Source organism: Skermanella pratensis (genome assembly GCF_008843145.1).
GTDB classification, from domain to species: Bacteria; Pseudomonadota; Alphaproteobacteria; order Azospirillales; family Azospirillaceae; genus Skermanella; species Skermanella pratensis.
This window is the reverse complement of sequence record NZ_CP030265.1, coordinates 2,922,987-2,948,618: the sequence shown is the minus strand read 5'-3', so window position 1 is coordinate 2,948,618 and position 25,632 is coordinate 2,922,987. Positions and strand designations below refer to the sequence as shown.

Sequence of the window (25,632 nt, the reverse complement as noted above, 5' to 3'; positions counted from 1 at the left end):
ACCAGTGGCATGAATCTTTTTGCTGGATGTTACGGAAGCGTGGGATCTCAGATGAGGGCGAAGGACGGAGGATACCTATTTTTGCCCGCCATTGCCACACACCTCTGTCTCGGCATATCAGCAGAGACCGCTCACGACAGGTTACGCGAAACGGTATAGCTTGTTTTTCCAGCATTTTGCCGGTCTTGGCACAACGAAGGATAGGATCCATGGCCGTCGTGTCCGGCAAAGATCAGGCCCAGGCGCCCAAGTTCACGTCCGGGTCGCCGCTGCGCCACGTCGTGGTGATGACGACCACCGGTTCCATCGGCCTTATGGCGGTCTTCGCGGTCGATCTGGCGAACCTGTTCTACATCTCCATGCTTGGCGTCCGGGAACTGGCCGCTGCGGTCGGGTTCGCCGGGACGATCCTGTTCTTCCAGATCTCGCTGTGCATCGGCCTGACCATCGGCACCGGCGCCATCGTCGCCCGGGCGATCGGGTCTGGCGACCGGGAGGAGGCCCGCCGGCTCGCCGGCTCCAGCCTCGTCGTCATGCTGCTGGCGAGCCTGACGGTCGGCATCCTGACGGTCCCGTTCCTCGACCCCATCCTGTCGGCGCTCGGAGCCCAGGGGGAAACCAAGCAATTCGCCGAGACCTACCTGACGATCGTCTCGCCGACCATGCCGCTGCTCGGCGTCGGCATGTGCTGCTCGGCGCTGCTGCGCGCTGTCGGGGATGCCCGGCGGTCCATGAACGTGACCCTGTTCGCGGGGCTGGCGGCAGCCGTGCTCGATCCCATCCTGATCTTCGGCTTCGACCTCGACCTGATGGGGGCCGCGATCGCGGCGCTGCTGTCCCGGTGCGTCCTGGTCGCGATCGGGTGGCACGGCGCGTCCACGGTCCACGGGCTGGTGGGGCGCCCCTCGATGGCGGCGCTCCCGCGGGACGCACGGCAACTGTTCAAGGTCGCGGGGCCGGCGATCCTGACCAACATCGCCACTCCCGTCGCCTCGGCCTACGTGACCTTCTCCATGGCGAAGTTCGGCGACGCGGCGGTGGCCGGGCTGGCGATCGTCGACCGGGTCGTGCCGGTCGCGTTCGGCGTGATCTTCGCCCTGAGCGGCGCGGTCGGGCCGATTTTCGCGCAGAACCTGGGCGCCCGGATCTTCGAACGCATCCGCGAGACCCTGCGGGCCAGCCTGACCGTGATGCTGACCTATGTCGCGTCGGTCTGGTTCGTCCTGTTCCTGGGCCAGGATCTGCTCGTGCAGGTCTTCTCGGTGGAGGGCGTGGCGGCCGACATCGTGCGCCTGTTCTGCACGCTGACGGCCGGAGGCTTCCTGTTCATCGGGTGCCTGTTCGTCGCCAACGCGGCCTTCAACAACCTGGGCTTCCCGCTGCTGTCCACCGGCTTCAACTGGGGGCGCGCCACGCTGGGCACCATTCCCTTCGTCACCCTGGGCGCCTGGGCGGGCGGCGCGCAGGGGATCGTCATCGGCCAGGCGGCGGGCGCGCTCGTCTTCGGGCTGGCCGCCGTGGTCGTCGCCTTCCGGGTCGTCGGACGCCTGAGGGACGATCGGCTCGGGCCGGAGCCGGCGTCCCCATGGCCCGAGGCGGCGGCCCAACCCGTCTCGTCGGGCAAGGCGGCGCTCGCCACCCTTACGGCCGCCCGTACGGCCGAGGCGGAGGACTGACCAGGCAGATCATCGTCGCCTGCATCATGGCGACATGCACTTCGCTCCCGTCGGTTTCGGCATAGACGTCGGACCTCACGATCACGAGGGTGCGCCCCGGCTTCTCGACCCGGCCGCGCGCGATCAGGCGGCGCCCGCGGGCTGGAGCCAGCAGGTTGGTCTTGAATTCGACCGACAGCACGTCCGTCCCCGGCGGCATCAGGGTGAAGGCGGCGAGGCCGGCCGAATTGTCGGCGATGGCGTTGGTCACGCCGGCATGGACGAAGCCGTTGTGCTGGGACAGGTCCGGCCGGACGGCAAGCGATATCTCGCAGGTCCCGGGTGCGACGGAGACCAGTTCGGCGCCGATCAGGCGCATGAAGGGCTGTTCTTCGAAAGTGCTGCGGACCTTGGCCTCGAAATCCGGGTCCCTGGGGGTGAAGTCCATGTCGTGTCTTTCCGGTGTCGCGGAATCGAAGTCCGTGTCTTAAACGACGGGAGATGCCGCCAGTGCTGCGGCCGAGCGGATCAGCCGCACCTCCAGCGCCGCCCGTCGCCCGCGGACCGGGACGAACTGAAGGGGATGCCGGCCCAGGTCGATGCCGGCCAGCGCCTCGACCTCGCGGCTGACCACCAGCTCGACCTCGTTGTCCTTGGCGATCTGCTCCAGCCGGGAGGTGGTGTTGACCGGATCACCGATCGCGGTGAAGGAGCGGGCGCGGCCGTAGCCCATCTCGCCCAGGATCACCGTTCCGGCATGGATGCCGATGGCGACGCGCAACGGATAGGGCAGGTCGTGTTCGAGGTCGCGGTTCAGGCGGTCGATGCGTTCGGCGATGGCCCGGGCCGTTACGAGAGCGTCGTTCGCAGCCCTGACGGGGTCGTCGCTGATGCCGAACAGCGCCATCATGCCGTCGCCGATGAACTTGTCGATATGGCCGTTGTTGCTCTCCACCGCCTGCCCGACGGCTTCGAAGTAGCGGTTGAGGACGAAAACCACATCGTATGGCAGCCGCGCCTCCGACAGGCTGGTGAAGCCCCTGAGGTCGGCGAACAGGATCACCACCTCCCGCTCCTGGCCCTCCAGGTGGCTCGAAGGCTGGAGCGCCAGTTCGGGAGTCGAGGCCGGGGCATGAGCGGACGAACGGTCACGCTGTGGGTTGGCCTGACCATGCAGGCGAGGCGGACATCGGGCGCCGCGCCGATCCTGGATAGAACCCGCAGTTCGGCGGAGGAGGGCGGCGACAGCCGGTCGCGCCCGTGCCGGACGCTGACACGGCAGGTCGAGCAGCGCCCCCGCCCGCCGCAGACGGAAGCATGGGGAATGCCATAGGCCCGGCTCATCTCCAGGATGCTGGCACCGGGCAGCAGCGTCACGGTGGGACCGTCCGCATAGCTGAGCGTCATCGTGCCGAACCGCGACGACAACAGGTTGCGGACGCCCCGGGCGAAAAAGGTGGCGGCGATGAGCGCCGCGAAGCCGTAGCGGAAGATCAGGGTCGTCTCGCCGACGAAGGTGGCCGAGCTCGGCCCGGGAACCTGCGCCGCCTTTAGGATCGCGGCTATCACGGCGCCGTCCGCCGTCTCGACCAGCAGCGCGCGCCCTGACACCACGAAGCCCAGCAGCGCCAGGGTCGGGACCAGCACCGCCAGGGTGAAGAGGCCGGGAGCCACCGACCGGTACCAGGGCCGGAGCCTCAGCCAGAAATGCAGCCCGACGCAGCCATGGACCCAGGAGATGATCATGACCGTGCTTTGCAGGATGCCGAGGTGGGGCGCCAACCGCCAGTATGTCAGCTGGACCAGGGCGTAGCTGGGCTGAACTCCGTAAAGCTCGGCGACCGCCCGCGTGCCCAGCACGTGTTCGATCAAGAGGAACGGAATGGCGAGCCCGAGCACAAGCTGCATGAATTGCCAGGCGGGCATGCGCATCACCCGCCGGTCGTACAGCGACCACAACGCGTGGGCCGTATGGACCACGGCCGCTGCCAGGATGACGATCCATCCGCCGCCGAACTGCCAGGAGAGCAGGAAGCGCCAGCGGTCCATGGCTTCCAGCGAGACCAGGCCCAATGAGTGGTTCAGCATGTGCGTGAGCACGTAGGCGAACAACACGAGTCCCGAGACAGTACGCAGTTGCTGGAAGCGGCGGCTTCCGGAGAGAGTGGGCATCGGGAACTTTGAGCTGGTCGTTGGTCCGGCACAGGGGCCTACCAGAAGTGGTCCCGGATCGCGCTTTGACCAGAGGCACGATCCGGGGCATCGGAGTCAAGCCGCTTGGTTCCGCCGTCAGCCGACCAGGGCGCTGGTCGCGATGAACAGCACCGAAGGCACCAACAGGCATCCCAGGCCGGTGTAGAAGGTAGCGGTCATGGCGCCGTAGGGAACCAGCTTCGGATCTGTCGCGGCAAGGCCGCCCGCGACTCCGCTGGTGGTGCCCATCAGCCCGCCGAACACCATCGCGGAGCGGGGATTGTCCAGGCCGATGCTCTTGGCGACGAAAGGCGTACCGATCATCACCAGGATCGACTTGATCAGGCCGGCGGCGATGCTGAGGGCCATCACGTCGGAACTGGCGCCGAGGGCAGCCCCGGTCACGGGGCCGACGATGTAGGTCACCGCCCCGGCCCCGATGGTCGTCATGCTGACCGCGTCGGAATAGCCGAAGGCCATCGCGACCACGGCGCCGACCACGAAGGAGACGATGATCCCGGCGAACAGCGCGATGACGCCGCTGATGCCGGCTTTGCGGATCTCGCCGAAGCTGACGCCGAAGGCGGTCGCGATGATCGCGAAGTCGCGGAGCATCGCTCCTCCCATCACGCCGATGCCGGCGAGCAGCGGCACGTCCGCGATGCCTTTGTTTCCGCCGGTGAAGAGGCCGCCGAAATAGGCGGCGACCAGCCCCAGGATGATCGCGATAGCGGACCCGTGCAGCCGGCCGCGCGTGAACCTGGCCGAGAGCCGGTAGGAGATCCAGATTGTGGCGCCGACGATAGCGAAGGCGGTGACGAGGCCGTTCTTGACCAGGATGTCGCCGAGGGTTTCAAGCATCGCCGGTCACTCCCCGCCCTTGACGGTCACGGGATCGGTCCGCTCCGCTTCCTCGCGCGGCTGGCCGATCCGGGTGATCACCGGGACCAGCGCGAAGCTGACGACCACCGCCAGGGTGCCGGCCAGCACCGCCGCGGGACCGCCCTTCAGCGCCGCCACGACGTTCTGCTGGGCCGCCATGGCGACGACGATGGGGATATAGATGGCGCTCCAGAACCCGATGCCCTGCTGGCACCACTGGTCCAGCCGGAAATCCTTCTTCAGGTAGTCGGTCGCCAGGATCAGCAGAAGCATCGCGATGCCGACGCCGCCGACATTGGCCTCGACGCCTATCGCCATGCCGAGCAGTTCGCCGACGATCATGCCCGCGAGCATGCATATCGACAGGAGTGCCACTCCGTAGATGACCATTTGAACGTTTCCTCGGTATTTTCTGGGGATTCTGCTTCGACGCCGGGATCAGCCCGTCTTGGCGCGGGCGTATAGGTCCTTGTTGGCGTCGCGCAGAAGGTTCTTCTGCACCTTGCCCATGGTGTTGCGGGGCAGTTCGCCGACGAACAGGACGCGCTTCGGCTGCTTGTACTTGGCAAGCCGGGCTTCGAGCGCCTGCAGGATCGCGCGCTCGTCGACGTCCGCGCCCGGCTTGCGGACGACCAGGGCCGTTACGCCCTCGCCGAAGTCGGCGTGGGGGACGCCGATCACGGCGCTCTCGACCACGCCCGGAAGGGCGTCGATCTCGACCTCGACCTCCTTGGGATAGACGTTGTAGCCGCCGGTGATGACGAGGTCCTTGCCGCGCCCGACGATGTGGACGTAGCCGCGTTCGTCGATCTTCCCCAGGTCGCCGGTGATGAAGAACCCGTCCGGCCTGAACTCGGCCGCCGTCTTCTCCGGCATGCGCCAGTAACCCTTGAACACGTTGGGACCCTTGACCTCGATCATGCCGATCTCGCCGCCGGGCAGGGGCCGGCCGCTGTCGGGTTCCGTCACGCGGATGGTGATGCCGGGCAGGGCGGGACCGACCGTCCCGGCGATCCGGTCTCCGTCATAGGGATTGGAGGTGTTCATGTTGGTTTCGGTCATGCCGTACCGCTCCAGGATGCGGTGGCCGGTCCGCTCGGCCCAGGCGTCGTGGGTCTCGGCCAGCAGAGGGGCCGAGCCGGAGACGAACAGGCGCATGTGGGCGACGGCGTCGCTGGTCAATCCCGGATGCTGGAGCAGGCGGACATAGAATGTGGGAACACCCATCATGACCGTCGCGCGCGGCATCAGCCGGAGCATCGCATCGGCGTCGAACCGCGACACGAAGATCAAGGAGGAGCCGGCCATCAGCGTGACGTTGGTGGCGACGAACAGGCCGTGGGTGTGGAAGATCGGAAGCGCATGGAGCAGCACGTCGTCCGGCGAGAACCGCCAGACCCCGGCGAGGGCCAGCGCGTTCGATGCCAGGTTGTCGTGGCTGAGCATCGCGCCCTTGGAGCGGCCGGTAGTCCCCGAGGTGTAGAGGATCGCGGCGAGATCGTCGGGGCCACGCTCGACATCGGTGAAATCGGCCCCGCACGCGGCGGCGCCGTCCATCAGCGAGCCGGTCCCGTCCGTGCCCAGCGTCTCGATCGCCGCCACGCCCTTGGACCGGGCCAGCGGCTCCAGGGCCTCCCTGGCGGAAGGAGCGCAGACCACGACCCGCGGTTCGGCGTCGCCCAGGAAGTAATCCAGCTCGGCCAGGGTATAGGCTGTGTTGAGCGGCAGATAGACGGCGCCGGCGCGCAGGCAGGCGAGATACAGGACGATCGCCTCGGCGCTCTTTTCCAGCTGGGCGGCGACCCGGTCGCCGGGCTGGACGCCGCGCCGGACCAGCAGGTTCGCCACGCGGGATGACAGGGCCACCGCATCGCCGTAGGTCAGGACCCTGGAACCGCTTCCGGATTTATCGGGTACGGGCGTCTCGATGAAGATCCGGTCATCGGCCGGCATGCGGTCGCGCATCAGCGCGAACAGATGATTTGGCATCGCTCTAACCTTTACCTGCGGGAACTTTTGCGTTGGCCTTGGTGGCCTGCTTCTGCGGTTGCGCGTCGGCACGCAGCAGTTTGCGCACCGCGCCGGATGCGACGACCTCGCCCTGGGCGGCGAACCGCTCATGGTTGGTTTCGATATCGTCGAGCTTATAGAGGTAGTTGACCATCAGCCCGTGGGCTTGGCGGAGACCGCGCTCCGACAGGTCGCCCAGGAAGTTGAGCCGCTCCAGCCGGGCGCCGTTGCCCAGGTGGAACTTGGCGACCGGATCGACGGGCTTGCCCGACGGCGATTTGGCCTTGAGCAGATAGCAGGCGGCGGCTGGGATCAGCGCCGCCTGGACCTTGTCCCGGACGGCGGGATCGGCGTGCCAGTCCGGCCGATCCAACGCCGCCAGTGCCGATCTGTCATCGGATGTCAGCATCGCCGAAGTCTTGTCCGACCGCTCGCGCGCCAGCCAGCCGGCGAAACCCGGGACGGGCGACAGAGTAACGAAGGTCGAAAGTCCGGGAAGCTCCCGCTTCAGGTCCTCGACCACTTGCTTGATCAGAAAGTTGCCGAAAGAGACGCCGCGCAGTCCTTCCTGGCAGTTCGAAATCGAATAGAAGACGGCGGTGGTCGCCTCGGCCGCCGGAATCGGCTGACGGTCCTCGGCCAGCAGGGTGCCGATGGCCGACGGCGTATCCTTGGACAGGGCGACCTGGACGAAGATCAGCGGCTCGTCGATAAGCTGGGGATGGAAGAAGCCGAAGCAGCGGCGATCGGTCGGCTCCAGCCGACGGCGCAGGTCGTTCCAATCCCGGATCGTATGGACGGCTTCGTAGCGGATGATCCTTTCCAGGATGTTGGCCGGCGTCGTCCAGTCGATCCGGCGCAGCACCAGGAAGCCCCGGTTGAACCAGGACGAGAACAGGTGGACGAAGTCGGCGTCCAGCGCCGCGAGGTCGGGATGGCTGCCGAGATGACGGATCAATTCCTCCCGGATACGGACCAGCGCCTCCGTCCCGCACGGCGCCAGGTTCAGGCGGCGGATCACTTCCTGCCGCCGCGGCTCGGCCGCCTTGTGCAGGGCCAGGATGGCCTTCGCATCGCCCGACGCGTGATATCCCTCTATCGCAAGCTCCAGCTTGGACTTGTCGGGGCCGAACCGCTCGGCCAGCAGGATCAGGAAGGTACGGCGCGCCTCGGTGTCCAGCTTCCGCCAGTGGGCAAGGATCTCGCCGGCCAGCGCCACGCCGGAAGCTTCGCCCCGCCCGCTGAGCAACGCCTCGCACAGGGCGGCGAGGTCGGCGGGCGATACGGGGTCGTCGGCGGACCCGCTGCGGCCGAGCAGCGACCGGCCGCGATCCGCGATCGAGACCATCAGGTCGCCGAGGAAGGATGTGCTCGTATTCATGGGGCGGGCCTCATCAGCGTTGCTGGCATTCGCATGGTTCTTCCTCCACATAGGGGTCTTGTATGCGATCGGGGCCGATGTGCATTATGAAGCGCGATCCTGTAGACAGAGTCAATCAGTATTGTATACAAGAATGAGGTTTATGTGGACATGACCCCGTACGACCCGAACGAACCACGGCTGAAGCTGAGGGATCGGATCGAAAACGAAATCCTTACCGGCGCCATGCCGCCGGGATACCGGCTGGACGAGATGACGCTGGCCGCGCGTTTCGGCGTCTCGCGCACTCCGGTCCGCGAGGCGCTGTTCCAGCTGGCGTCGGCCGGACTGATCGAGATCCGCCCGCGCCGCGGCGCCGTCGTCACGGAGGTCGGGCCGGAGCGGCTGGTCCAGATGTTCGAAGTGATGGCGGGGCTGGAAGGCATGGCCGGACGGCTCGCGGCGCGGCGCCAGACCGACACGGACCGCCGGAACCTGACGGACTCCCACGAGGCTTGCCGGAGGGCGGCGGAGACCGCCGATACCGACGCCTATTACTATGAGAACGAGCGGTTTCACCATGCGATCTACGCGGCGAGCCACAACGCATTCCTGATCGAGCAGTGCGCAGCGCTTCACCGCCGCCTGAAGCCCTACCGGCGCGTCCAGCTCCAGGTGATGAACCGCGTCGCGAACTCGCTGGGCGAACACGAGGCCGTGGTGGACGCGATCCTGAAGATGGACGGCGATCGGGCGGAACGCCTGCTGCGGGATCACATCATGATCCAGGGCGACCGGTTCTCCGACCTGATGGCATCTCTGGCGGAGAGGGCGCCGGAGAGGTTGAAGGGCGGCCGATGATCCCGCACGGCGAATCGTTCATAACCACGGTGCAACGGCACCGGGCTGGCGGCCGGTCAGGCGGCCGATCCGGCCTCGACCTGGCTGATGCGCGCGGCCAGTTCGGTCCAGGACAGGCCGGCGATCTCGTCGGGCAGGTCGTCCAGGAGGTCGGTGGGTAGATCTTCCAGGAAGGTGGGCGGGAGGCCGGCCTTGAACGCTTCGATCAGCCCCGGCGGCAGGGCAGGGAAGGGGGCGGGGGCGGGGTCATCCTCCGCAGCCGGCGAAAGGTCATCCTTTGTCACTACCGGGACTTCGATTTCGGGCTCGGGCGCTGCCGGGACGGGAGCAGGCGGGACGGAGTCCATCCATTCCATCGGATCGGGGGCCATGGCCTCGACGTCGGCATCGGTGGCGTTGCGTTCGCCGTGGAAATGGTGGGCGATGCGGCGATCCTGGATGATGCCGAGCAGCTTGAGCTGGAATTCGACGCCGCGCATGGCGATGCCGGGCTTCTTCGCCTCCACGGCGTCGGCGATGATCGTTTCCATCACTTCCGCGGCCTTGTCGAGGCGGGACTTGTGGAACGCTCGCCGGTCGGCGCGGAGCCGGTCGATGCGGACGCGGATCTCTTCCTTGCCCAGCAGGAAATGCCCGCGCTGCTTCGCCCCCTTGGGCGAGTAGCCGGCCTGGCGGGCGGCCTCCGCCGCCGAAGCCCCGGCGGCGATCGCTTCGCAGAAGAGTTCCTGGCGGATGGCGAGCTGGGGTGCGGGGGCGTTCATGGAGCATACTCTCGATGGCGGTGGACTTAATGGGAATGATATCCCAAATGTGTCCTTACCGTCAAGCCATGGAGCGCGTTGTTGACTTTCTTGTGGCCTTACGTCGGTAATAGGGGCAAAAGGCCGGGTGGGGAGCGAGTTAGAGCTGTGCCCGATCAGGTCGATCCGGCCGGGGCAGCCGGGCCGATGCGTTGGGCCACGGCCCAACGCATCGCGGCGAATGGAACGGCAGGCTGCATTCGCTACTCAAGGCCGCTTGATCGCCCGGCCTTTTGCCCCCTATTACTTACGTCGGTCTTTCTAGGAACCTAATCTGCCCTGGGTCGGGTATAGGGAAGCGACCCGACAAAGCCGGCGCGTTGCTGTCGGCTGCCGCTTCGCTCCGGTGGCTCGGCACAGTGGTTTTGATTGATCTATCGTAGGTCGGCCTCGGCCGAAGGCCGACGCCGACAGCGTGGCCGGAGCGTTGACGCAGGGTGTCGGCGTTCGCCCTGGCGGGCGAAGGCCGACCTACCGCACTCCGATCCGCCGAACGTCATCAAAAACACTGTGCAGGACAACTGGCCGACCTTGCCGCTACGTAACTCAAAATAGGTTTCGAGTATCAATGACTTTACGCCCCGGTGGCGCCGGGCACCACCGGGGTGAGGTTACCGATCAGACAACCCGGAAATTCTTGAACTGCCAGGGGTCCGAGGTGTCCACGTCCTCCGGGAACAGGACGCCCCGGTTGTGCAGCGGGGTCCAGTCGCTGTAAGCGCCGGTCAGCTTGCCAAGGTAGGGGGCGGCGATTTCCAGCACGCGGTTATGGTTCAACTCTTCCGGTTCGACGATGCCGGCCCGAGGGTTCTCCATCGCCCAGATCACGCCGGCCAGGGCCGCCGCGGTCACCTGGAGGCTGGTCGCGTTGTTGTGCGGGCACAGTTCGCGGGCTTCCTGGATCGAGAGCTGGGAACCAAACCAGTAGGCTCCCTTCTTGTGGCCCATCAGCAGCACGCCCAGTTCGTCGATGCCGCCGATGATCTCGTCCATCATGAGGCGCTTTTCCGGCTGGAGGGTCCAGGTCTTGCCGGCGAACTCGTGCAGCGACAGGATCGCGTCGTCGCACGGGTGGTAGGCATAGTGGACGGTCGGCCGGTAACGGACCGAGGTGCGGTCCCAGACTGTCAGGTAGTCGGCGATCGAGATCGCCTCGCTATGCGTGATCAGGAAACCGTGAAGCGGGCCCTCCTTGGGGGTCCAGGTCCGCACCCGGGTGCCGGCGCCGGGGCGCATCAGGTAGATCGCGGCGTCGCAGCCGAACTCGTGGCGCCGGCCATCGGGGGGAAGGCCTTTCTCATGGGTCCCCCAGCCGAGCTCGGCGGGCTGGGCGCCCTCGCCGACAAAGCCGTCGATCGACCAGGTGTTGACGAACTCGCCGCGCTTCTTGGGCACATTTGCCACCTGGGTGTCGCGCTCGGCCACGTGGATGGCCTTGATTCCCAGCGTCTGAGCCAGCTCGGCCCAGCCGTTGCGGGTACGCGGCTCCTTGACGTCCAGGCCGGTGTCACGGGCGACGTTGAGCAGCGCCTGCTTCATGAAGTGGGAGACCAGCCCCGGATTGGCGCCGTGGGTGATCACCGCGGTCGGCCCGTTGGCATAGCCGCCCTTGTGCTGGAGCACCGATTCGCGCAGCGCGTAGTTCGAGCGCAGCGAGGGCGACAGGCTCGTATCGGTGTAACCGCCGGCCCAGGGCTCGATGCAGGTATCGAGGTAAAGCGCGCCCCTGGTGTGGCAGAACTTGATCAGCGACAGGCTGGACACGTCGACCGACAGGTTCAGGATGAAGTCGCCCTCGCCGACCATCGGGTCGAGCACGGTCCGAAAGTTGTCGCGGGTCAGCGACACGCGGTGGAACTTGACGCCATATTCCTCCGCCTCGGCCTTGCCGCGGTCCTCGGCCGTCACGATCGAGATCTGCTCGGGCCTCAGGTCAATGTGGCGCAGCAGGAGAGGCAAGATGCCCTGGCCGATGCTGCCGAATCCGACGATGACGATGCGGCCGGCAAACTTGACGATGGGATTGGTCGTGGTCATGGCATGTTCCGAACAGGCTGGAGGTGGCTGACGAATGTCGGGGCCCCGCTGGGTGGATGGGTTGACGCGTGAGAGAGTAGAGGAGAGGCTGCGGTCAGGCAGCCTGTTCCGTGATGTAGCCGACCGAATTTGCGGCTTCGCCGCTTCGATCGGACAGATCGGCCTGTTCATCCGCCCGATCCAGGTAACCCGGAGTCTCCAGGAGGGGCCGATCGGTCACATCGACCAGGCGGGCATTGTCGAAGCCGTTGAACGCGGTCCGCAGGCAGGAGCCGTAGGCGCCGAGCTGGCCCAGCTCGATCCAGTCGCCGGTCCGGATGTCGGCCGGCAACAGGAAGGGGCCGGCCATGAAATCGGCGCTGTCGCAGGTCGGGCCGTAGAAGGCGAACGCCTCTTCCGCCGCATCCGAGGCTCCGGCATCGGGACGGATCATGCGCGCCGGAAAACGGAACGCGGGGACGCCGGCATCGGACAGGCTGCCATAGACGCCGTCGTTGATGAACAGTTCGTTGCCGCGGCGCTTGATCACCTGGACCAGCAGCGAAACGCCGGGCGCGACCAGGGCGCGGCCGGGCTCGCACCACAGGCGGGTGCTGGACGGCAGGCCCAGGCGCGCGAAGCCGCGCGCGATGGCTTCCATGAAGTCGCCAAGCGGGGGCGGGGTGACGTCGGGATAGCTGACCGGGAAACCTCCGCCGACATCCATCACGTCGATCTCCACGCCGGCCCGCTCGATCACCGTGCCCGCCAGTTCGAGCGCCCGCTCATAAGCGGCAGGATCCAGGCACTGCGATCCGACATGGAAGCAGATGCCGACCTTGCGGCCGACGGCGCGGGCGGTGCGCAGCAGTCTGGCCGCCTCGTCCGGAGCGGCTCCGAACTTGCCGGACAGGTCGTACACGGCCGAGCCCTTGGGCAGGGCGAGGCGGATGAACAGGCCCAGGTCGTCGGCACCGTCGGTCTGCTCGACCAGCTTCTCCAGCTCCTCGGCGCTGTCGAGCGAGAAATCGCGCACGCCGAAGTCGAAATAGGCTTGGCGAATGGCGTCGGGCGACTTGACCGGATGCATGTAGTGGATCTCGGCGTTCGGGAACATCTGGCGGACCAGACGAACCTCCCCCGGAGAGGCGGCATCGAAATGGCGCACGCCGCCCTCGTAGAGCGCGCGCAGCACCGCCGGCTCCGGATTGCACTTCACCGCGTACAGCACGTCGCCGGGAAACGCCGAAACGAAACGGGCGGCGGTCGCGGACAGGACGGCGGGGCGAAGGCAGTGGACCGGATCGGACGGGCGCAACGTCTCGACCAGATTGTCGACGCAGGTGACGGTGCGGCGGACGGACGGCGCGGCGCGGCGGTTGAGCGTGGTGCCTCGGCGCAGCGGCGAAACGGCGGAACGGTAGCGGACTTGAGCCATGACGCATCCTCTCGTGGGCCGCGGCCGCGCCGGCAGACCCATGAAGACAAAACGACCCCAACGGCTTTGATGCCGCGGGAATGGACGAATTGAGCGGGGATGTGGTTGGCAAATCGGGCGACGCTCCGGCACCGCTCTTGAACGCGGTGTGCGGGATCTTCTCAGCGCCGGCGGATTTGCCCGCTACCTTACGGTACTAAAGCCTTCTGGCCGATATCTAACATACTTACCTCCCTCTCGGGACCGGCCCACGGATGACCGGTTCTGCCAAAAAGGACGCGGTACGTCGTTACATAACCTCAAAGGGCCAGCGGCACGTGCGGGTGCGTCAACGACAGTTGAGATACTCTTTCTGTGCGCAGATGCAAGAGTATTTTTGTTACAGATCCGGATTTTTGGCCGGGGAGTCAGGAAACGCCGGACTACAGCAGTCCCAGCGCCAGATAATCGCCGAGATGGCGCCAGATGCAGCCGACTTCGCGGAACCCGACCTGCCGCAGGGCGGCCAGGTGGAATTCCATGGTCATCTCCTGCTTGCGCGGGAGATTGGAGAAGCGGCGGTGGCGCTCGGCCACGGCAGCCTGCAACGCGGGTTCGGCCGCGACCGCTTCCCACCAGCCGACCCAGTCATGGGCGCCGTCCGCCTTCGCCGCGGCGCGATTCGCCTTGATCGACGCGGCCGTCATGCGCCTGAGGGTCGGCTGGGTCTGGTCGTAGGAGCAGATGTCGCCGTTGACGAAGACGCCGCCGGGCGCCAGCACCTGCGTCAGGTCCTGGTAGACCCGCATCAGGTTCGGGGCGCCCAGCCAGTGCAGCGCGGTGGTGCTGACGACGGCGTCGAACTGACGGCCGTCCAGGTAGTCGACCCAGTCCTGCCGACGCATGTCCAACTCGATCCAGCTCCGGTCGGGGCTCTCGGCGTGGACGGCGCGGGCGAGGGTCAGAAGAACGGGATCATAGTCCAGGCCGACGATCTCCGCGCCGGGCAGGCGTTCCGCGAGGCGGTCGCCCAGGCTGCCGGGACCGCATCCGAGGTCCAGGATGACGGGGGCGACGAGACCGGCGGCGGTCAGGGCGTCGGCTATGATCTCGAATCGGGTCTCCCGGTGACCGACATAGCCTTCCTGCTGCCGGTCCCATTCCTTGATCCAGCGGGAGGCCTTCTCAACGGTCAAATTTCGCATCCGGGTCGCCGTCAACGCCTGATCCATTCGCGACATCCTATTCCTGGGCCGCAAGCCCGGTCCATGATCGTACAGTCCATGATCGTACGAACGTAAGTTCTCCGTCCGACGATAAGACCACCTGTGACATAAAGTCTTCACGAATGCCGGTGCGGTGGCGCAGAAATTGGGTATGACCCTGATGGTGCAATGCAGCAATCATTTGGGCTATCGAAAGGATAATATCGTTGTTAAACAATTTATTGAAAGACATTCCTGATGCGAAACGCGAGGAGCTGACCACTCGGCTGCTGGCGATGCCGTCTGTGCGGATCGAGCGGATCGTTTCGCACGGACAGGCGTCACCGCCGGGTTTCTGGTATGATCAATGCGAAGGCGAATGGGTGCTGTTGCTGACCGGGGCCGCCGTGCTGGAGATCGAGGGCGAGGCGGAGACCATGCCGCTGGGGCCGGGCGATTGCATCGACATTCCGCCCCGCCGGCGCCATCGCGTCGCCTGGACGGATCCCGGCCAACCCACGGTTTGGCTGGCCGTGTTCTATACCGTCTGACGTTCCGGCCCAGGGGTTCTGAAGAGGCGGTCATGGGGTAGAGATGGCAGCGCCGGTCGGCCAGGGTCGGGATATCGGCATCAACGGCCGCCGACTTCCTTCTCCAGGTCGGAGATCCGCTTCGCCATGGCGGCTCGGATGCCGGGCGCCACGGTGGGCTTCAGGGCCGCGAACTGCTCGCGGAGCTGCTTCAGCAGCAGTATCTTCTGGTCGCGGCTTCGCTTGATGGCGACATTGTCCGAGTGTTGGCCTTCGAAGGCACGCATGACTGTACTGTCCGTTGCTGTCTGGAGTGCTCGTGGTGGGCAGGGACCCTAGGCGGGACTGCTCGATAAATCAAGCTGTTACGATCGGGTGTTGAGGCGCCGCATTAGGTGGAATCAAGCCCGTCGCGCGGGGATCGTCGGCGATGCGGGTTTCCTGCCGGACCGGCACGAACCCGGCGCGCTGATACAGGCGCAGGGCCTTGGGGTGGTCCAGCGTGCAGGTGTTGACGGTCAGCCTGCGGGCTCCTCCCGTCCAGGCCGCGTCGATCGCGCAGCCCAGCAGGAAGGGGCCGAGCCTCATGCCGACGAATTCCGGGATCATGCCGAAGTACCGCAAGTCGACGACACCGTCCTTGCCGCGCCGGTCCAGTTCCGCGAAACCCGCCGGAACGCCGCCGACATACAGCACCGTCATCTCCACCTTGGGATCGTGGATGATCGCAGCCAGGGCGTCGTCGTCCAGCTTGCGCCTGTCGACCCACAGCCAGGGTTCCCCGACCGTGTTGTAAAGATACCGGTAGAAGGAGACCGTCGGGCGCTCCGCCCGCAACAGCGCCAGCTTCTCGACCGGCGGGCGGAGCTTCGGCGCGTTGGGTGGGCTGGTCATCTCCAGGAAGGTGATGACCACGCGGAGCTTGCCCGGCGGCAGACCCGGCACGACGCGAAGATCGGGTGAGGTCGGCATCAGGTCTCCTTCACCGATTTCAGGAGTTCGCCTTGGCAGGCCCGGTCTCGACGGGCAGGTCCTCCCGCCGGCCCCATTCCGCCCAGGAGCCGTCATAGACCGCGACGTCTTCCTTGCCCAGGAGGTAGAGCCCCAGCGCCGTGACGCAGGCGGTGATGCCGCTGCCGCAGCTGGTGACGACCGGGCGCTTCATGTCGATCCCCGCCTTGTCGACGAGCGCCTGGAGTTCGTCCGCGGACTTGAAGGTCCGGTCGCCGGCGTTCAGCATGTCGGCGAACGGCAGGTTGAGGCTGCCGGGGATGTGCCCGGCCTTGCGGCCCGGCCAGAAGTCGGGCTCGGCCCCGGTGAAGCGGCCGGCGGCCCGCGCGTCCACGACCTGTTCGCGGCCGCGGCCGATCGTGTCCTTGACCTGCCCGGCATCACGGACCAGGAACGTGTTGAGGCGCGCGGTGAAATGGCGTTCCCGCGGCATCGGCGGGAGGTCTTCGAGGGGGCTTCCCTCGGCGATCCATTTCGGCAGGCCGCCGTCCAGCACCGCCACGTCGCGGTGGCCGAACACGCGGAACATCCACCAGACGCGCGCGGCGCTCATCAGGCCGTGGGTGTCGTAAACGACGATACGGACACCGTCGCCCAGGCCGAGCTTGCGGACCCGCGACGTGAACTTCTCCGGCGCCGGCAGCATGTGCGGCAGGTCGCTGGAGGTGTCGGCGATCTCGTCGATATCGAAGAACACCGCGCCGGGGATGTGGCGCTCGTTGTATTCGGCGCGGGCGTCGCGGTCGGCGCCCGGCAGGAAGTAGGTCGCATCGACCACCCGGACATCGGGAGCGCTCAGGTGTTGGGCGAGCCAGTCGGTGCTGACCAGCGCGTCGGGCTTGGAATAAGGCATCGTTTCCCCTCGAAAGATCGGTGCGGCTTCAGCCGGCCGTCATGTTGCGAGCGCGACGACCACGCGCCGGTTCTGTTTGCCCTTGTTCTCGATCTTGACGACTTCGACCCGGCCGATCTCGCCGGTGCGGGCGACATGGGTGCCGCCGCAGGGCTGAAGGTCCACCCCGTCGATCTCGACGAGCCGGACCTTCCCGGTGCCGGTCGGCGGCTTGACCGACATGGTGCGGACCAGATCGGGGCTCGCCCCCAGTTCGGCATCGTCGATCCAGCGGTATCGCACGGCATGGTCTCCGTCCACCAGCCGGTTCAGCGCCGCCGTCAAGTCGTCCTTGTCCAGGCTGCCGGACGGCACGTTGAAGTCCAGGCGGCTCTTGTCCGTCCCGATCTGGCCGCCGGTCACCGCTCCCGGCACCAAGGCGCACAGCAGATGCAGGCAGGTATGCATGCGCATATGGGCGAACCGCCGGTCCCAGTCCAGCTCGACCACGACCGGCTCGCCTGGGGCGGGTGCCGCGGTACCCGGTTCCAGCACGTGGATGACCGTGTCGGGACCGTCGCCCTTGATCGTGTCGGTGATCCGGAGTCCGGCTCCGCCATGGCGGAGCACGCCGGTGTCGCCGGGCTGGCCGCCGCCGGTCGGGTAGCAGACGGTCCGGTCCAGCATGACGCCGCGTTCGTCGGACCCCACGACGGTCGCGTCGCACCGGGCCGCGTAGGAATCTTGGCGGAAGATCGTTTCCATGGGCTGCTGCACCTTCACTCGTCCAGCCAGGCCGGCACCGGCAGGTTCTTCTGCCGGAGAAAGGCGGGGTTGAACAGCTTCGACTGGTAGCGCGTCCCGAAGTCGCACAGGATCGTCACGACGGTATGCCCGGGCCCCAGGTCCCGCGCCACCTTCATGGCCGCGGCGACATTGATCCCGCTGGAGCCGCCCAGGCACAGGCCCTCGTTCTTCAGCAACTCGAACAGCAGGGGCAGGGCCTCCCCGTCTGTCACCCGATGCCAGCCGTCGATCGGCGCGCCGTCCAGGTTGCGGGTGATACGGCCCTGGCCGATACCCTCCGTGATCGAGTTTCCCTCGGCCTTGAGCTCGCCATGGGCATAGTGGTTGTAGAGCGCGGAACCCATCGGATCGGCCAGCACGATGCGGATATCCGGGTTCCTTTCCTTCAGCGCCATGCCGACCCCGGCGAGGGTGCCGCCGGTGCCGACCGCGCAGGTGAAGGCGTCCACCCGCCCGTCGGTCTGGCGCCAGATCTCCTGTCCGGTGGTCGCCCTGTGGCCTTCGCGGTTCGCGACGTTGTCGAACTGGTTGGCCCAGATCACGCCGTTCGGCTCGGACGCGGCCAGCTCGTTCGCCAGCGTCTCGGAGTAGCGGACATAATTGCCCGGATCCTTGTAGGGCAGGGCGGGGACCAGGCGAAGGTCGGCGCCGACCAGGCGAAGCATGTCCTTCTTCTCCTGGCTCTGGGTTTCCGGCATCACGATGACGGTGCGATAGCCCAGGGCGTTGCCGACCAGGGCCAGCCCGATGCCCGTGTTGCCGGCGGTGCCCTCGACGATGACCCCGCCCGGCTTCAGGACGCCGCGGCGCTCGGCGTCCCGGACGATCGCGATGGCGGCGCGGTCCTTGACGGAGCCGCCGGGATTAAGGAATTCGGCCTTGCCCAGGATGTCGCAGCCGGTCGCCCTGGAAGGACCTTCCAGCCGGATCAGGGGTGTTTCGCCGATGCTTCCGATGAAGCCGTCGCGTACGTCCACGGTGACAGTTCTTCCCTCTGGCCTGTCGGATGGCTGACAGACTAGCTTTCGCCCGTCACCGGATCAAGCGGGCGGGCTCAGGCCGTCTCCCGCTTCAGTCCGTCGCGGTGCCGGGCCAGCCAGTTCAGCGCGATGATGCTGGCGGCATTGTCGATCTCGCCCTCGTCGACCCGCCGGATCGCTTCGGCCGAGGGAACGACATGGACGCGGATGTCCTCGTGCTCGTCGGACAGGCCGTGGATGCCCCCGGTGCCTGATGCATCCACCAGACCCAGGAAAACCGTCACCACCTCCGTGCTGCCGCCGATGCTCGCCATGAACTCGCCGATCCGCCTGAGGTCGCCGACGATTTCGCAGCCGGTCTCCTCGAACGCCTCGCGGCGGGCGACCTCGGCCAGTTCCTCGCCGGGCTTGACCACTCCCGCCGGGACTTCGAAGCTCCAGGCGGACCGGCCGGCCAGACGCGCCGGCAGGCGGAACTGCTCCACCATCACGACGGTGTCGGTTCCGGGATCGTAGAGAAGCGCCGCGACCGAGTTGCCGCGCTCGAAGATCTCCCGCGAGAGTTCTTCGGTCCAGGTTCCATCGAACTTCCGGTGGCGGAGCCGGTAACGGTCCATCCGGAAAAAACCGTCATGCAGGGTTTCCTTGGCGAGGATCTCGATATCCTGCTCGTCGTTCATCATGTCGCTCGATCGCATCGGAATGAAAGGCACGGGCTAACGTGCGGCAACAGCGAATCTCTTAGCCCATGCCGCCGCCAGGTGCGAGCGCCCCGCCGGACAACCCCAATGCGTCGAACGCCACCCTGCCCGCTACACCTCTTCGGGAACGCTTTCGGGGCTGGCCTCGTCCACCCGGCGGCCCCGGTTGATCGCGGCGCTCTCGCTCACGGTGCGCAGGAAATCGAGCGCCCGCCGGCGGACATCGACGTCGGCTATGCTGTAGTAGGCCCGGACGAGTTCCGCGGTCTCGCGGCTGAGCAGCACGTCGGAGCCCAGCGGCGACTCGCCGAGCGAGCGGGAACCGCCGGGCAGCCGGGTCGACATCACCGCCGCGGTCTCGTCCGGCATGTCGTCGAAGAAATACGCCACCGGAACGTCCAGGACCCTGGACATGTCGAACAGCCGGCTGGCGCCGACCCGGTTGGCGCCCCGCTCGTACTTCTGGATCTGCTGGAAGGTCAGGCCCAGGGCGTCCCCCAGCTTTTCCTGGCTGATTCCCAGCAGCAATCGGCGCAGGCGGAGCCTGGCGCCCACGTGCGCGTCGATCTCGTTGGCGACATTCTTCGGCTTGCCCATCATTCTCCACGCCCGTCTGCGGCTGCATATCGGATGCCCGGCGTGAAAAGATCCGCGCCTCGGGCGATTCGACAAAGCCGGCGCGCACGAATCGCCTCCCCTCGGAGGCGGCGCAGCGCCAGCCCAGGCATGGTATATCCAAATAAATACAAATACCACTAGAAGGCGATAGATCCTTCCGGATAACGCCGCCTATACGAGAAGATATGATGACACGTGATCAAAACGTGGGTTTGAGCCGCAGGTGGCGGAGCCGGTCGATCGATTGGACCGACACTGTCTCGACCCTCCCTGCCCGCTGGATGCCGAGCGGGACGCTGATGCCGGCGTCGCCCAAAGCCCAGATTTTCCGATAGAAATCCGCAAGGCGGGTGACCGGCTGGCCGCCGACCGCGACGATCGCGTCGTCCGGGCGCAGGCCGGCCGCCGCCGCCGGGCTGCCCGGCGTGACCCGCTGGATGACGAGCCTGTCTCCGGCCTGCTGCGTCGTGACGCCGAGCCACGGGCGCGGCGACTCGGCGGAGCGGCCGAGCGCCAGCAGATCGCCGAGAATGGGGCGAAGCACGTCGACCGGGATGAACATGTTGCCGGGGGCCGTCAGCGGCGGTGCCGCGTCATGCACGAACAGGGAGCCGACGCCCATCAGTTCGCCCCGCGGCGAGACCAGCGCCGCTCCCCCGAACTCGGCGATGGCCGGCGAGGTGAAGATCGCCTCTTCCAGCAGGTATTCCCAGTATCCCGCGAATTCCCGCTTGCTGACGATCAGCGTCGCGTGGACCGCGTCGGGACCGCCGTGCGCCAGGGCCAGCATCGGGTCGCCGACCTTGACCTCCTCGGAGCGGCCGAGCCGCATCGGCTTGGCGCGGAACCCGTACTGTCCCCTGACCAGGCCGAAGCCGCTGACATGGTCGTAGGCCACGATCTCCGCGGGATGGACCTTGCCTTCCGCGGTCCTGACCTCGACCGCGCTGGCTTCCATGATCAGGTAGCCGATGGTGACGATCAAGCCGCTGCCGTCGATCACGATTCCGCTGCCCAGCCGCTCCGTGCCGAGGCTGTCTGCGGAGCGGGCATCGGACGGGACCGTCGCCTTGACCCCCACGACCGATTGCATCATCGCGGTGACGTCCGGCGCCTCGGCCTGCTGGGCGGCGGTTGGAAGCGGCCTCGCGACCCACGGGACCGCGGCCAGCGCGGCGATCACTCCTACCCGCCCCAGGCGGGCCAGCGGTCGGCTGAGCAGCCGGAAAGCCGAAAGCATCAAAAGCCTCCCTCGCATCCGCGCGTTCGCCGCGCCACTTCCCATTCACATGTGCGGGAACGGAGGCTTCATCAAGCGCCTGTCGGGCGAAGAGGCCGGACAAAAAAGTGCGGAGGCAGGCAACGCGGCAGATCCTGCCTCCGCAACAGTCGCGCCAGCGAAGGAGAGGTGCGAAAGGGATGAGGCGCCCGCGGCTCAGCGGGGCAAGGGTACCAGGATCATCGGACGGGTGTTTTCGGGTAGCGAACCGCCCTGGACCGACAGCAGGTCGGACGGACCCTGCCACGCCTGGAACGCGACGCCCCCGGCCACCGCAGCCGTCAGCGCCAGTGCAGCCATGGCCGCGATGGCCTGGTTGCGGGTAAACGATGCTGTGTTTCCTGCCACGATATGCATGGTCCGCTCCTAATACAGATTGGCAGGCCCGCCTCAAATCCCCCGATCCTCCCCAGGACTCCGCTCGGAGTTCCGCTCGGGCCGGCCCGCTCTCCGGCCGGAGCGCCGGCTCCTTCCGGACCGTCGCTCCAGGCCAATCATTCGCTTTCGAAAAGTATGATGCACGAATCCCGCGGGGCTTTGCCACAGTTTCAAAGAGGTCCGCCTGAATAGTTCGCCAGGTGTAGTAAAAATGCGTCAGCAATATCGACCTATTCCATAGCCCGATAAACAAAGACCAAAACAACGAAAGAACTCACCATTCCTGAAATCAAATTAAAATCGATTTAGGTATGCGGTTGTTCGGCGGGGGAGGGGAGGGGAGGGCGGGGGAGGGGGCGCTTCGGCTCTGAACCGGCCAGTCTTAGCTCCGAAAATCGGTCGAGGAACGAGCCCCGGGACCCGGGCATGGCTTGTGGCCGCAGTCACCGCTGCGCCGTCAGGATCTTCGGTCTTCGGGAGGATTGGAGGCACGGCCGGGAATCGAACCCGGATATACGGATTTGCAGTCCGCTGCATCACCACTCTGCCACCGCGCCAGGTGCCGGGGCCGGCCCTTGATCGCGCCGGCTCCGGAGAGGTGACCTGATATAGCCGGCCCGGAACCGCGGGTCAAGCGGCGGTCGGCGTGCCGGTGCCCGCCGATGAGGCATACATGCGACAGACCGTCTGCGTCGTCGGACGCTTCGATGGCTCTCCGTTGTGTTCGAACGCGTTGACGGATATAAGGCGATACAGCGCCGCTCCGCCGCGGAAGACTGGCGCGCCGGATGAAACAAGATCAGAAAACGGTTGCCATGCCCGATTATTCCGCAGCCCGCTACAACATGGTCGAAGGGCAGGTCCGCCCCAACAAAGTAACCGACCCCGCGCTGGTCGAAGCGATGTCGAACATTCCCCGCGAACTGTTCGCGCCCAAGGCGTCGCGCAGCTTCGCCTATGTGGACGAAGACATCCCGGTCGCCAAGGGACGGTACCTGATCGAGCCCATGGTGATCGCCCGCCTCCTCCAGGAGGCGCGTGTCAAGCCGACGGACATCGTTCTCGATATCGGCTGCGGCACCGGCTATGCCAGCGCGCTCCTGTCGCGCATGGCGGCCACCGTCGTGGCGCTCGAGGAAAACCCCGAGCTGGCGGCCCGGGCCGAGGAGACGCTGCGCGAGCTGGGCGTGGACAACGTCGTGCTCGTCCAGGGGCCGCTGACCGAAGGCTATGCCAAACAGGCGCCCTACGACGCCATCCTGATCCACGGCGCGGTGACCGAGGTTCCGCAGGCGATCCTGGAGCAGCTGGCCGACGGCGGCCGGCTGGTGACGGTGGTGGCGCCGGACGCGCGGATGGGGCAGGCGCGCCTGTTCCAGCGCACCGGCGAGGTCGAGACCGGCCGAATCCTGTTCGACGCCGCCACTCCCCTGCTTCCGGGCTTCGAGCCGAAGCCGGTGTTCCAGTTCTGACGACCTGCCGCGATGTCCGGCGGACGCCGCCAGGGCCTGGAGCTTTCAGTGACTAGGAGCGAGTGATGACCGACACAGTGCCGCTGCAGATAGATGTCGATGCTCTCCAAGGTCTGCGCCAGTCCGGTGCCGACCTCGCCCTGGTCGACGTGCGGGAACCCTGGGAGTTTGAACTCTGCGCGATCGAGGGGAGCACCAGCGTTCCCCTGGGGACGCTGGCCCGGCGCGCCGGGGAGCTGCCGAAGGATCGCCAGATCGTCCTCGTGTGCCATCACGGCGGGCGGAGCGCCCAGGCGACCGCCTGGCTGCGTCACAACGGGTTCGACAAGGCGACCAACCTGATGGGCGGCGTGGACGCCTGGGCTCGCCGAATCGACCCGACGATGAAGGTGTATTGATGAGACGGAACTCACGGCGGACCGGCACCGCCCTCGGGGCGTCCCTGGGCGGCGCCCTGCTGGCCCTGGTGGCGAGCCACCCCGCCTCGGCGCAGAGCCTTGAGGAAGCGTTGGCGAACGCCTATGCGACCAATCCGACGATCGATTCGCAACGCGCACAGCTGCGCGCGACCGACGAGCTGGTGCCGCAGGCGCTGTCCGGCTACCGTCCTTCGGTGGAAGCCAGCGCCGACGCCGGCTACAGCCGCCAGCGGACCCGGGCGGCCGGCGTCAACCGCGACAGCAACCTCCAGCAGCGCGGCGTCGACCTCAGCGTCGTGCAGCCGCTCTATACCGGCGGCAGGACGGAAGCGGGCACCAAGCGCGCCGAAGCCCTGGTCCAGGCCCAGCGGGCGGACCTGCTGTCCACCGAGCAGTCGGTCCTGCTCGATGCCGCCACCGCATACCTGGACGTGGTGCGCGACCAGGCCGTGGTGGACCTGAACGTCAACAATGAGCAGGTCCTGCGGCGTCAGCTCGACGCCTCGCAGGACAGGTTCAATGTCGGCGAGATCACCCGGACCGACGTCAGCCAAGCGGAGTCGCGGCTTGCCCGCGCGGTTTCCGACCGCATCCAGGCCGAGGGCCTGCTGAGCGCCAGCCGCGCGGTCTATGCCCGCCTGATCGGAGCGCCTCCCGGCCGGCTGACCGCGCCGCGCCTGCGCTTCGACCTGCCGGCGACTCGCGAGGAGACGATCTCTCTGGCCGAGAGCAACAATCCCGGCGTGGTCGCGGCGGAGTATTCGGAAACGGCGGCCCGCAACGCGGTCGACCAGGTCCGGGGCGAGATGCTGCCGTCGGCCAACCTGCGCGGCACCGTGTCGCGTGTCTACGAGCCGAGCAGCCAGGCCGACCGGTCCGACGGCGCCTCGGTCACCGCCTCCGTCACGATCCCGCTCTACCAGGCCGGTTCGACGGCGGCGCGGGTCCGCGAGGCCCGCCAGACCGCCAGCCAGCGGCGCATCCAGATCGAGGAGGCGCGGCGCCAGGTGGTGGAGAACGCCATCCGGGCCTGGGAGGGCCTGACCACCGCCCGCGCCACGATCCAGTCGCGCCAGTCCCAGGTCCGGGCGTCCGAGATCGCGCTGGAAGGCGTGCGCCAGGAAGCCCTGGTCGGATCGCGCACGACGCTGGACACGCTGGACTCCGAACAGGAGCTGCTGGACGCGCGCGTCGAGCTCGTCCGGGCGCAGCGCGACGAGACCGTGGCCGCCTTCGCGGTGCTGGAATCCACCGGCCAGCTCACCGCCCGCCAACTCGGGCTCCAGGTCAACTACTACGATCACGAGAAGCACTACAAACAGGTTCGCGACAAGTGGTGGGGAACCGATATCGATGAGTGACACTTCGGCTCTCGCCAAACCGGTTGAACGACTTGGTAGTAATTTAACCTGTTGTGACATAGGCTCCGGGTTCCGGATCAGGCTCCTGGGGTTGCGCTGATGAGTGATACCAAGTCCCAGCAAGAACCATCGATGGAGGAAATCCTAGCCTCCATCCGGCGAATCATATCCGAAGACACCGAGCCCGCGGAGCCGAGCAAGCCTGAACCGGCCCCGCCGCCTTCCGCTCCGGCGCCGGCTCCCGTCTCCGCCTATGTCGCTCCGCCGCCGCCGCCTCCTCCTCCCGAGGAGCCGATGGACGAGGATGTGCTGGAACTCACCCAGATGGTGCAGGACGACGGTTCGGTCGTCGACGTGGAGGATCCGCAGGACGATCCCTGGGCCCGGGCGATGGATCCGGAGCCCGAACCCGACGAGCCCGAGCCGCCGCTGTCCCTCGAATCCCTGGACGACCTGTTCGAGAAGCCGGCGCCGCGCCGCCAGCCCGTCTCCAGCTATGACGACGACGATCTGGTGTCGGCGCCGACGGCGGCCGCGACCAGCGCCGCCTTCGCGCAGCTCGCCAGCAGCATCGGCGGCAACCGTTTCTCCGGCAGCATGCAGGCCTATGGCGGCGGCCCGACGGTCGAGGATATCCTGAAGGACGTCATGCGTCCGTTGCTGCGCGACTGGCTTGACCAGAACCTACCGCCCATGGTCGAGCGGATGGTCCAGCGCGAGATCGAGAAGATGGTACGCCGCGCCCAGGGCGGCTGACGAGCGATCCAGCCATAAGCCTTGGGCGGTAGAACTTATCGGGGCGGGCCGTGCTGAAGGCAGGGTCCGCCAAATCCATTTCCGCGGTC

27 protein-coding genes and 1 tRNA gene are annotated in these 25,632 nt (G+C 66.9%); 7 read left to right on the top strand and 21 right to left on the bottom strand.

Features of this window, described 5'->3' with window-relative positions; all coding sequences use genetic code 11:
• The first annotated feature begins 209 nt into the window (after positions 1-209).
• Positions 210-1,676, top strand: a complete 1,467-nt coding sequence (locus tag DPR14_RS13375; protein ID WP_158045594.1) for an MATE family efflux transporter — start codon at positions 210-212, stop codon at positions 1,674-1,676.
• On the opposite strand, the gene DPR14_RS13370 is transcribed toward DPR14_RS13375, so the two are convergent.
• From DPR14_RS13370 to DPR14_RS13340, 7 genes are all read right to left on the bottom strand, one after another.
• Positions 1,642-2,103 carry a PaaI family thioesterase gene (locus tag DPR14_RS13370; RefSeq protein ID WP_158045593.1) on the bottom strand — a complete coding sequence of 154 codons (462 nt, stop codon included), beginning with the start codon at positions 2,101-2,103 and terminating at the stop codon, positions 1,642-1,644. The genes DPR14_RS13375 and DPR14_RS13370 overlap by 35 nt on opposite strands.
• A 39-nt stretch (positions 2,104-2,142) precedes the next feature.
• Complete coding sequence (locus DPR14_RS13365) at positions 2,143-2,721, bottom strand: adenylate/guanylate cyclase domain-containing protein (RefSeq protein WP_192498940.1); 579 nt, start codon at positions 2,719-2,721, stop codon at positions 2,143-2,145.
• Positions 2,715-3,827, bottom strand: coding sequence for a 2Fe-2S iron-sulfur cluster-binding protein (locus DPR14_RS13360; protein WP_158045592.1), 1,113 nt, complete (start codon positions 3,825-3,827; stop codon positions 2,715-2,717). Before DPR14_RS13360 ends, DPR14_RS13365 begins: the two co-directional genes overlap by 7 nt.
• A gap of 117 nt (positions 3,828-3,944) precedes the next feature.
• Complete coding sequence (gene madM / locus DPR14_RS13355) at positions 3,945-4,709, bottom strand: malonate transporter subunit MadM (protein WP_158045591.1); 765 nt, start codon at positions 4,707-4,709, stop codon at positions 3,945-3,947.
• Between the two features lie 6 nt (positions 4,710-4,715).
• The gene (gene madL / locus DPR14_RS13350) at positions 4,716-5,120 is read right to left on the bottom strand and encodes a malonate transporter subunit MadL (RefSeq protein ID WP_158045590.1); all 405 of its coding nucleotides are present in this window, start codon (positions 5,118-5,120) and stop codon (positions 4,716-4,718) included.
• A gap of 48 nt (positions 5,121-5,168) precedes the next feature.
• Positions 5,169-6,719, bottom strand: coding sequence for a malonate--CoA ligase (locus DPR14_RS13345; protein WP_158045589.1), 1,551 nt, complete (start codon positions 6,717-6,719; stop codon positions 5,169-5,171).
• Between the two features lie 4 nt (positions 6,720-6,723).
• Complete coding sequence (locus tag DPR14_RS13340) at positions 6,724-8,121, bottom strand: malonyl-CoA decarboxylase (protein ID WP_158045588.1); 1,398 nt, start codon at positions 8,119-8,121, stop codon at positions 6,724-6,726.
• A gap of 150 nt (positions 8,122-8,271) precedes the next feature.
• On the opposite strand from DPR14_RS13340, the gene DPR14_RS13335 reads away from it, so the two are divergent.
• Positions 8,272-8,961, top strand: coding sequence for a GntR family transcriptional regulator (locus DPR14_RS13335; protein WP_158045587.1), 690 nt, complete (start codon positions 8,272-8,274; stop codon positions 8,959-8,961).
• Between the two features lie 56 nt (positions 8,962-9,017).
• Here the strand turns inward: DPR14_RS13335 and DPR14_RS13330 are convergent, their stop codons facing one another.
• From DPR14_RS13330 to DPR14_RS13315, 4 genes are all read right to left on the bottom strand, one after another.
• Positions 9,018-9,722, bottom strand: coding sequence for a terminase small subunit (locus DPR14_RS13330; RefSeq protein WP_158045586.1), 705 nt, complete (start codon positions 9,720-9,722; stop codon positions 9,018-9,020).
• 657 nt (positions 9,723-10,379) lie between these two features.
• Positions 10,380-11,798 (bottom strand): homospermidine synthase, encoded by a 1,419-nt coding sequence (locus DPR14_RS13325; RefSeq protein WP_158045585.1) that lies wholly within the window; start codon positions 11,796-11,798, stop codon positions 10,380-10,382.
• Between the two features lie 94 nt (positions 11,799-11,892).
• Positions 11,893-13,215 (bottom strand): type III PLP-dependent enzyme, encoded by a 1,323-nt coding sequence (locus tag DPR14_RS13320; protein ID WP_158045584.1) that lies wholly within the window; start codon positions 13,213-13,215, stop codon positions 11,893-11,895.
• A gap of 422 nt (positions 13,216-13,637) precedes the next feature.
• Positions 13,638-14,390, bottom strand: coding sequence for a class I SAM-dependent methyltransferase (locus DPR14_RS13315; protein WP_192499465.1), 753 nt, complete (start codon positions 14,388-14,390; stop codon positions 13,638-13,640).
• 392 nt (positions 14,391-14,782) lie between these two features.
• On the opposite strand from DPR14_RS13315, the gene DPR14_RS13310 reads away from it, so the two are divergent.
• Positions 14,783-14,950: a cupin domain-containing protein gene (locus tag DPR14_RS13310; RefSeq protein ID WP_246149268.1), complete on the top strand. Its 168-nt coding sequence runs from the start codon at positions 14,783-14,785 to the stop codon at positions 14,948-14,950.
• An 80-nt stretch (positions 14,951-15,030) separates the two neighbouring features.
• Here DPR14_RS13310 and DPR14_RS13305 read toward each other — a convergent pair whose 3' ends face one another.
• From DPR14_RS13305 to DPR14_RS13260, 10 genes are all read right to left on the bottom strand, one after another.
• Entirely contained in the window at positions 15,031-15,216 is a 186-nt protein-coding gene (locus DPR14_RS13305; RefSeq protein WP_158045582.1) for a hypothetical protein, read from the bottom strand.
• Positions 15,217-15,286: 70 nt separating this feature from the next.
• Positions 15,287-15,901 carry a GNAT family N-acetyltransferase gene (locus tag DPR14_RS13300; RefSeq protein ID WP_158045581.1) on the bottom strand — a complete coding sequence of 205 codons (615 nt, stop codon included), beginning with the start codon at positions 15,899-15,901 and terminating at the stop codon, positions 15,287-15,289.
• Between the two features lie 19 nt (positions 15,902-15,920).
• On the bottom strand, positions 15,921-16,793 hold the full coding sequence (gene sseA / locus DPR14_RS13295) for a 3-mercaptopyruvate sulfurtransferase (protein ID WP_158045580.1): 873 nt from the start codon (positions 16,791-16,793) through the stop codon (positions 15,921-15,923).
• Positions 16,794-16,832: 39 nt separating this feature from the next.
• Positions 16,833-17,537: an alanyl-tRNA editing protein gene (locus DPR14_RS13290; RefSeq protein WP_158045579.1), complete on the bottom strand. Its 705-nt coding sequence runs from the start codon at positions 17,535-17,537 to the stop codon at positions 16,833-16,835.
• 14 nt (positions 17,538-17,551) lie between these two features.
• Positions 17,552-18,556, bottom strand: coding sequence for a cysteine synthase A (locus tag DPR14_RS13285; protein ID WP_158045578.1), 1,005 nt, complete (start codon positions 18,554-18,556; stop codon positions 17,552-17,554).
• 77 nt (positions 18,557-18,633) lie between these two features.
• Positions 18,634-19,272 (bottom strand): NUDIX domain-containing protein, encoded by a 639-nt coding sequence (locus tag DPR14_RS13280; protein WP_246149266.1) that lies wholly within the window; start codon positions 19,270-19,272, stop codon positions 18,634-18,636.
• 99 nt (positions 19,273-19,371) lie between these two features.
• On the bottom strand, positions 19,372-19,860 hold the full coding sequence (locus DPR14_RS13275; RefSeq protein WP_158045577.1) for a helix-turn-helix domain-containing protein: 489 nt from the start codon (positions 19,858-19,860) through the stop codon (positions 19,372-19,374).
• A gap of 217 nt (positions 19,861-20,077) precedes the next feature.
• The gene (locus tag DPR14_RS13270; RefSeq protein WP_192499464.1) at positions 20,078-21,118 is read right to left on the bottom strand and encodes a S1C family serine protease; all 1,041 of its coding nucleotides are present in this window, start codon (positions 21,116-21,118) and stop codon (positions 20,078-20,080) included.
• A 195-nt stretch (positions 21,119-21,313) separates the two neighbouring features.
• Positions 21,314-21,514 (bottom strand): hypothetical protein, encoded by a 201-nt coding sequence (locus tag DPR14_RS13265; protein WP_158045575.1) that lies wholly within the window; start codon positions 21,512-21,514, stop codon positions 21,314-21,316.
• Between the two features lie 504 nt (positions 21,515-22,018).
• Positions 22,019-22,092: transfer RNA gene (locus tag DPR14_RS13260), tRNA-Cys, on the bottom strand.
• Between the two features lie 258 nt (positions 22,093-22,350).
• Here DPR14_RS13260 and DPR14_RS13255 point away from each other — a divergent pair.
• The 4 genes from DPR14_RS13255 to DPR14_RS13240 all read left to right on the top strand — a co-directional run bounded on the left by DPR14_RS13255 (position 22,351) and on the right by DPR14_RS13240 (position 25,543).
• Complete coding sequence (locus tag DPR14_RS13255) at positions 22,351-23,007, top strand: protein-L-isoaspartate O-methyltransferase family protein (RefSeq protein ID WP_158045574.1); 657 nt, start codon at positions 22,351-22,353, stop codon at positions 23,005-23,007.
• Positions 23,008-23,072: 65 nt separating this feature from the next.
• The gene (locus DPR14_RS13250) at positions 23,073-23,405 is read left to right on the top strand and encodes a rhodanese-like domain-containing protein (protein WP_158045573.1); all 333 of its coding nucleotides are present in this window, start codon (positions 23,073-23,075) and stop codon (positions 23,403-23,405) included.
• Complete coding sequence (locus DPR14_RS13245; protein WP_158045572.1) at positions 23,405-24,787, top strand: TolC family outer membrane protein; 1,383 nt, start codon at positions 23,405-23,407, stop codon at positions 24,785-24,787. Before DPR14_RS13250 ends, DPR14_RS13245 begins: the two co-directional genes overlap by 1 nt.
• 132 nt (positions 24,788-24,919) lie before the next feature.
• Positions 24,920-25,543: a DUF2497 domain-containing protein gene (locus DPR14_RS13240; RefSeq protein WP_246149265.1), complete on the top strand. Its 624-nt coding sequence runs from the start codon at positions 24,920-24,922 to the stop codon at positions 25,541-25,543.
• Positions 25,544-25,632: the final 89 nt, after the last annotated feature.

Coding starts and splice junctions, on each gene's coding strand:
- DPR14_RS13265 (WP_158045575.1), bottom strand. CDS start 21,514: ATGCATATCGTGGCAGGAAACACAGCATCGTTTACCCGCAACCAGGCC.
- DPR14_RS13335 (WP_158045587.1), top strand. CDS start 8,272: ATGACCCCGTACGACCCGAACGAACCACGGCTGAAGCTGAGGGATCGG.
- DPR14_RS13370 (WP_158045593.1), bottom strand. CDS start 2,103: ATGGACTTCACCCCCAGGGACCCGGATTTCGAGGCCAAGGTCCGCAGC.
- DPR14_RS13245 (WP_158045572.1), top strand. CDS start 23,405: ATGAGACGGAACTCACGGCGGACCGGCACCGCCCTCGGGGCGTCCCTG.
- madL (WP_158045590.1), bottom strand. CDS start 5,120: ATGGTCATCTACGGAGTGGCACTCCTGTCGATATGCATGCTCGCGGGC.
- DPR14_RS13360 (WP_158045592.1), bottom strand. CDS start 3,827: ATGCCCACTCTCTCCGGAAGCCGCCGCTTCCAGCAACTGCGTACTGTC.
- DPR14_RS13250 (WP_158045573.1), top strand. CDS start 23,073: ATGACCGACACAGTGCCGCTGCAGATAGATGTCGATGCTCTCCAAGGT.
- madM (WP_158045591.1), bottom strand. CDS start 4,709: ATGCTTGAAACCCTCGGCGACATCCTGGTCAAGAACGGCCTCGTCACC.
- DPR14_RS13300 (WP_158045581.1), bottom strand. CDS start 15,901: ATGCCGACCTCACCCGATCTTCGCGTCGTGCCGGGTCTGCCGCCGGGC.
- DPR14_RS13275 (WP_158045577.1), bottom strand. CDS start 19,860: ATGATGGGCAAGCCGAAGAATGTCGCCAACGAGATCGACGCGCACGTG.
- sseA (WP_158045580.1), bottom strand. CDS start 16,793: ATGCCTTATTCCAAGCCCGACGCGCTGGTCAGCACCGACTGGCTCGCC.
- DPR14_RS13330 (WP_158045586.1), bottom strand. CDS start 9,722: ATGAACGCCCCCGCACCCCAGCTCGCCATCCGCCAGGAACTCTTCTGC.
- DPR14_RS13320 (WP_158045584.1), bottom strand. CDS start 13,215: ATGGCTCAAGTCCGCTACCGTTCCGCCGTTTCGCCGCTGCGCCGAGGC.
- DPR14_RS13340 (WP_158045588.1), bottom strand. CDS start 8,121: ATGAATACGAGCACATCCTTCCTCGGCGACCTGATGGTCTCGATCGCG.
- DPR14_RS13375 (WP_158045594.1), top strand. CDS start 210: ATGGCCGTCGTGTCCGGCAAAGATCAGGCCCAGGCGCCCAAGTTCACG.
- DPR14_RS13290 (WP_158045579.1), bottom strand. CDS start 17,537: ATGGAAACGATCTTCCGCCAAGATTCCTACGCGGCCCGGTGCGACGCG.
- DPR14_RS13270 (WP_192499464.1), bottom strand. CDS start 21,118: ATGCTTTCGGCTTTCCGGCTGCTCAGCCGACCGCTGGCCCGCCTGGGG.
- DPR14_RS13345 (WP_158045589.1), bottom strand. CDS start 6,719: ATGCCAAATCATCTGTTCGCGCTGATGCGCGACCGCATGCCGGCCGAT.
- DPR14_RS13240 (WP_246149265.1), top strand. CDS start 24,920: ATGGAGGAAATCCTAGCCTCCATCCGGCGAATCATATCCGAAGACACC.
- DPR14_RS13305 (WP_158045582.1), bottom strand. CDS start 15,216: ATGCGTGCCTTCGAAGGCCAACACTCGGACAATGTCGCCATCAAGCGA.
- DPR14_RS13255 (WP_158045574.1), top strand. CDS start 22,351: ATGCCCGATTATTCCGCAGCCCGCTACAACATGGTCGAAGGGCAGGTC.
- DPR14_RS13325 (WP_158045585.1), bottom strand. CDS start 11,798: ATGACCACGACCAATCCCATCGTCAAGTTTGCCGGCCGCATCGTCATC.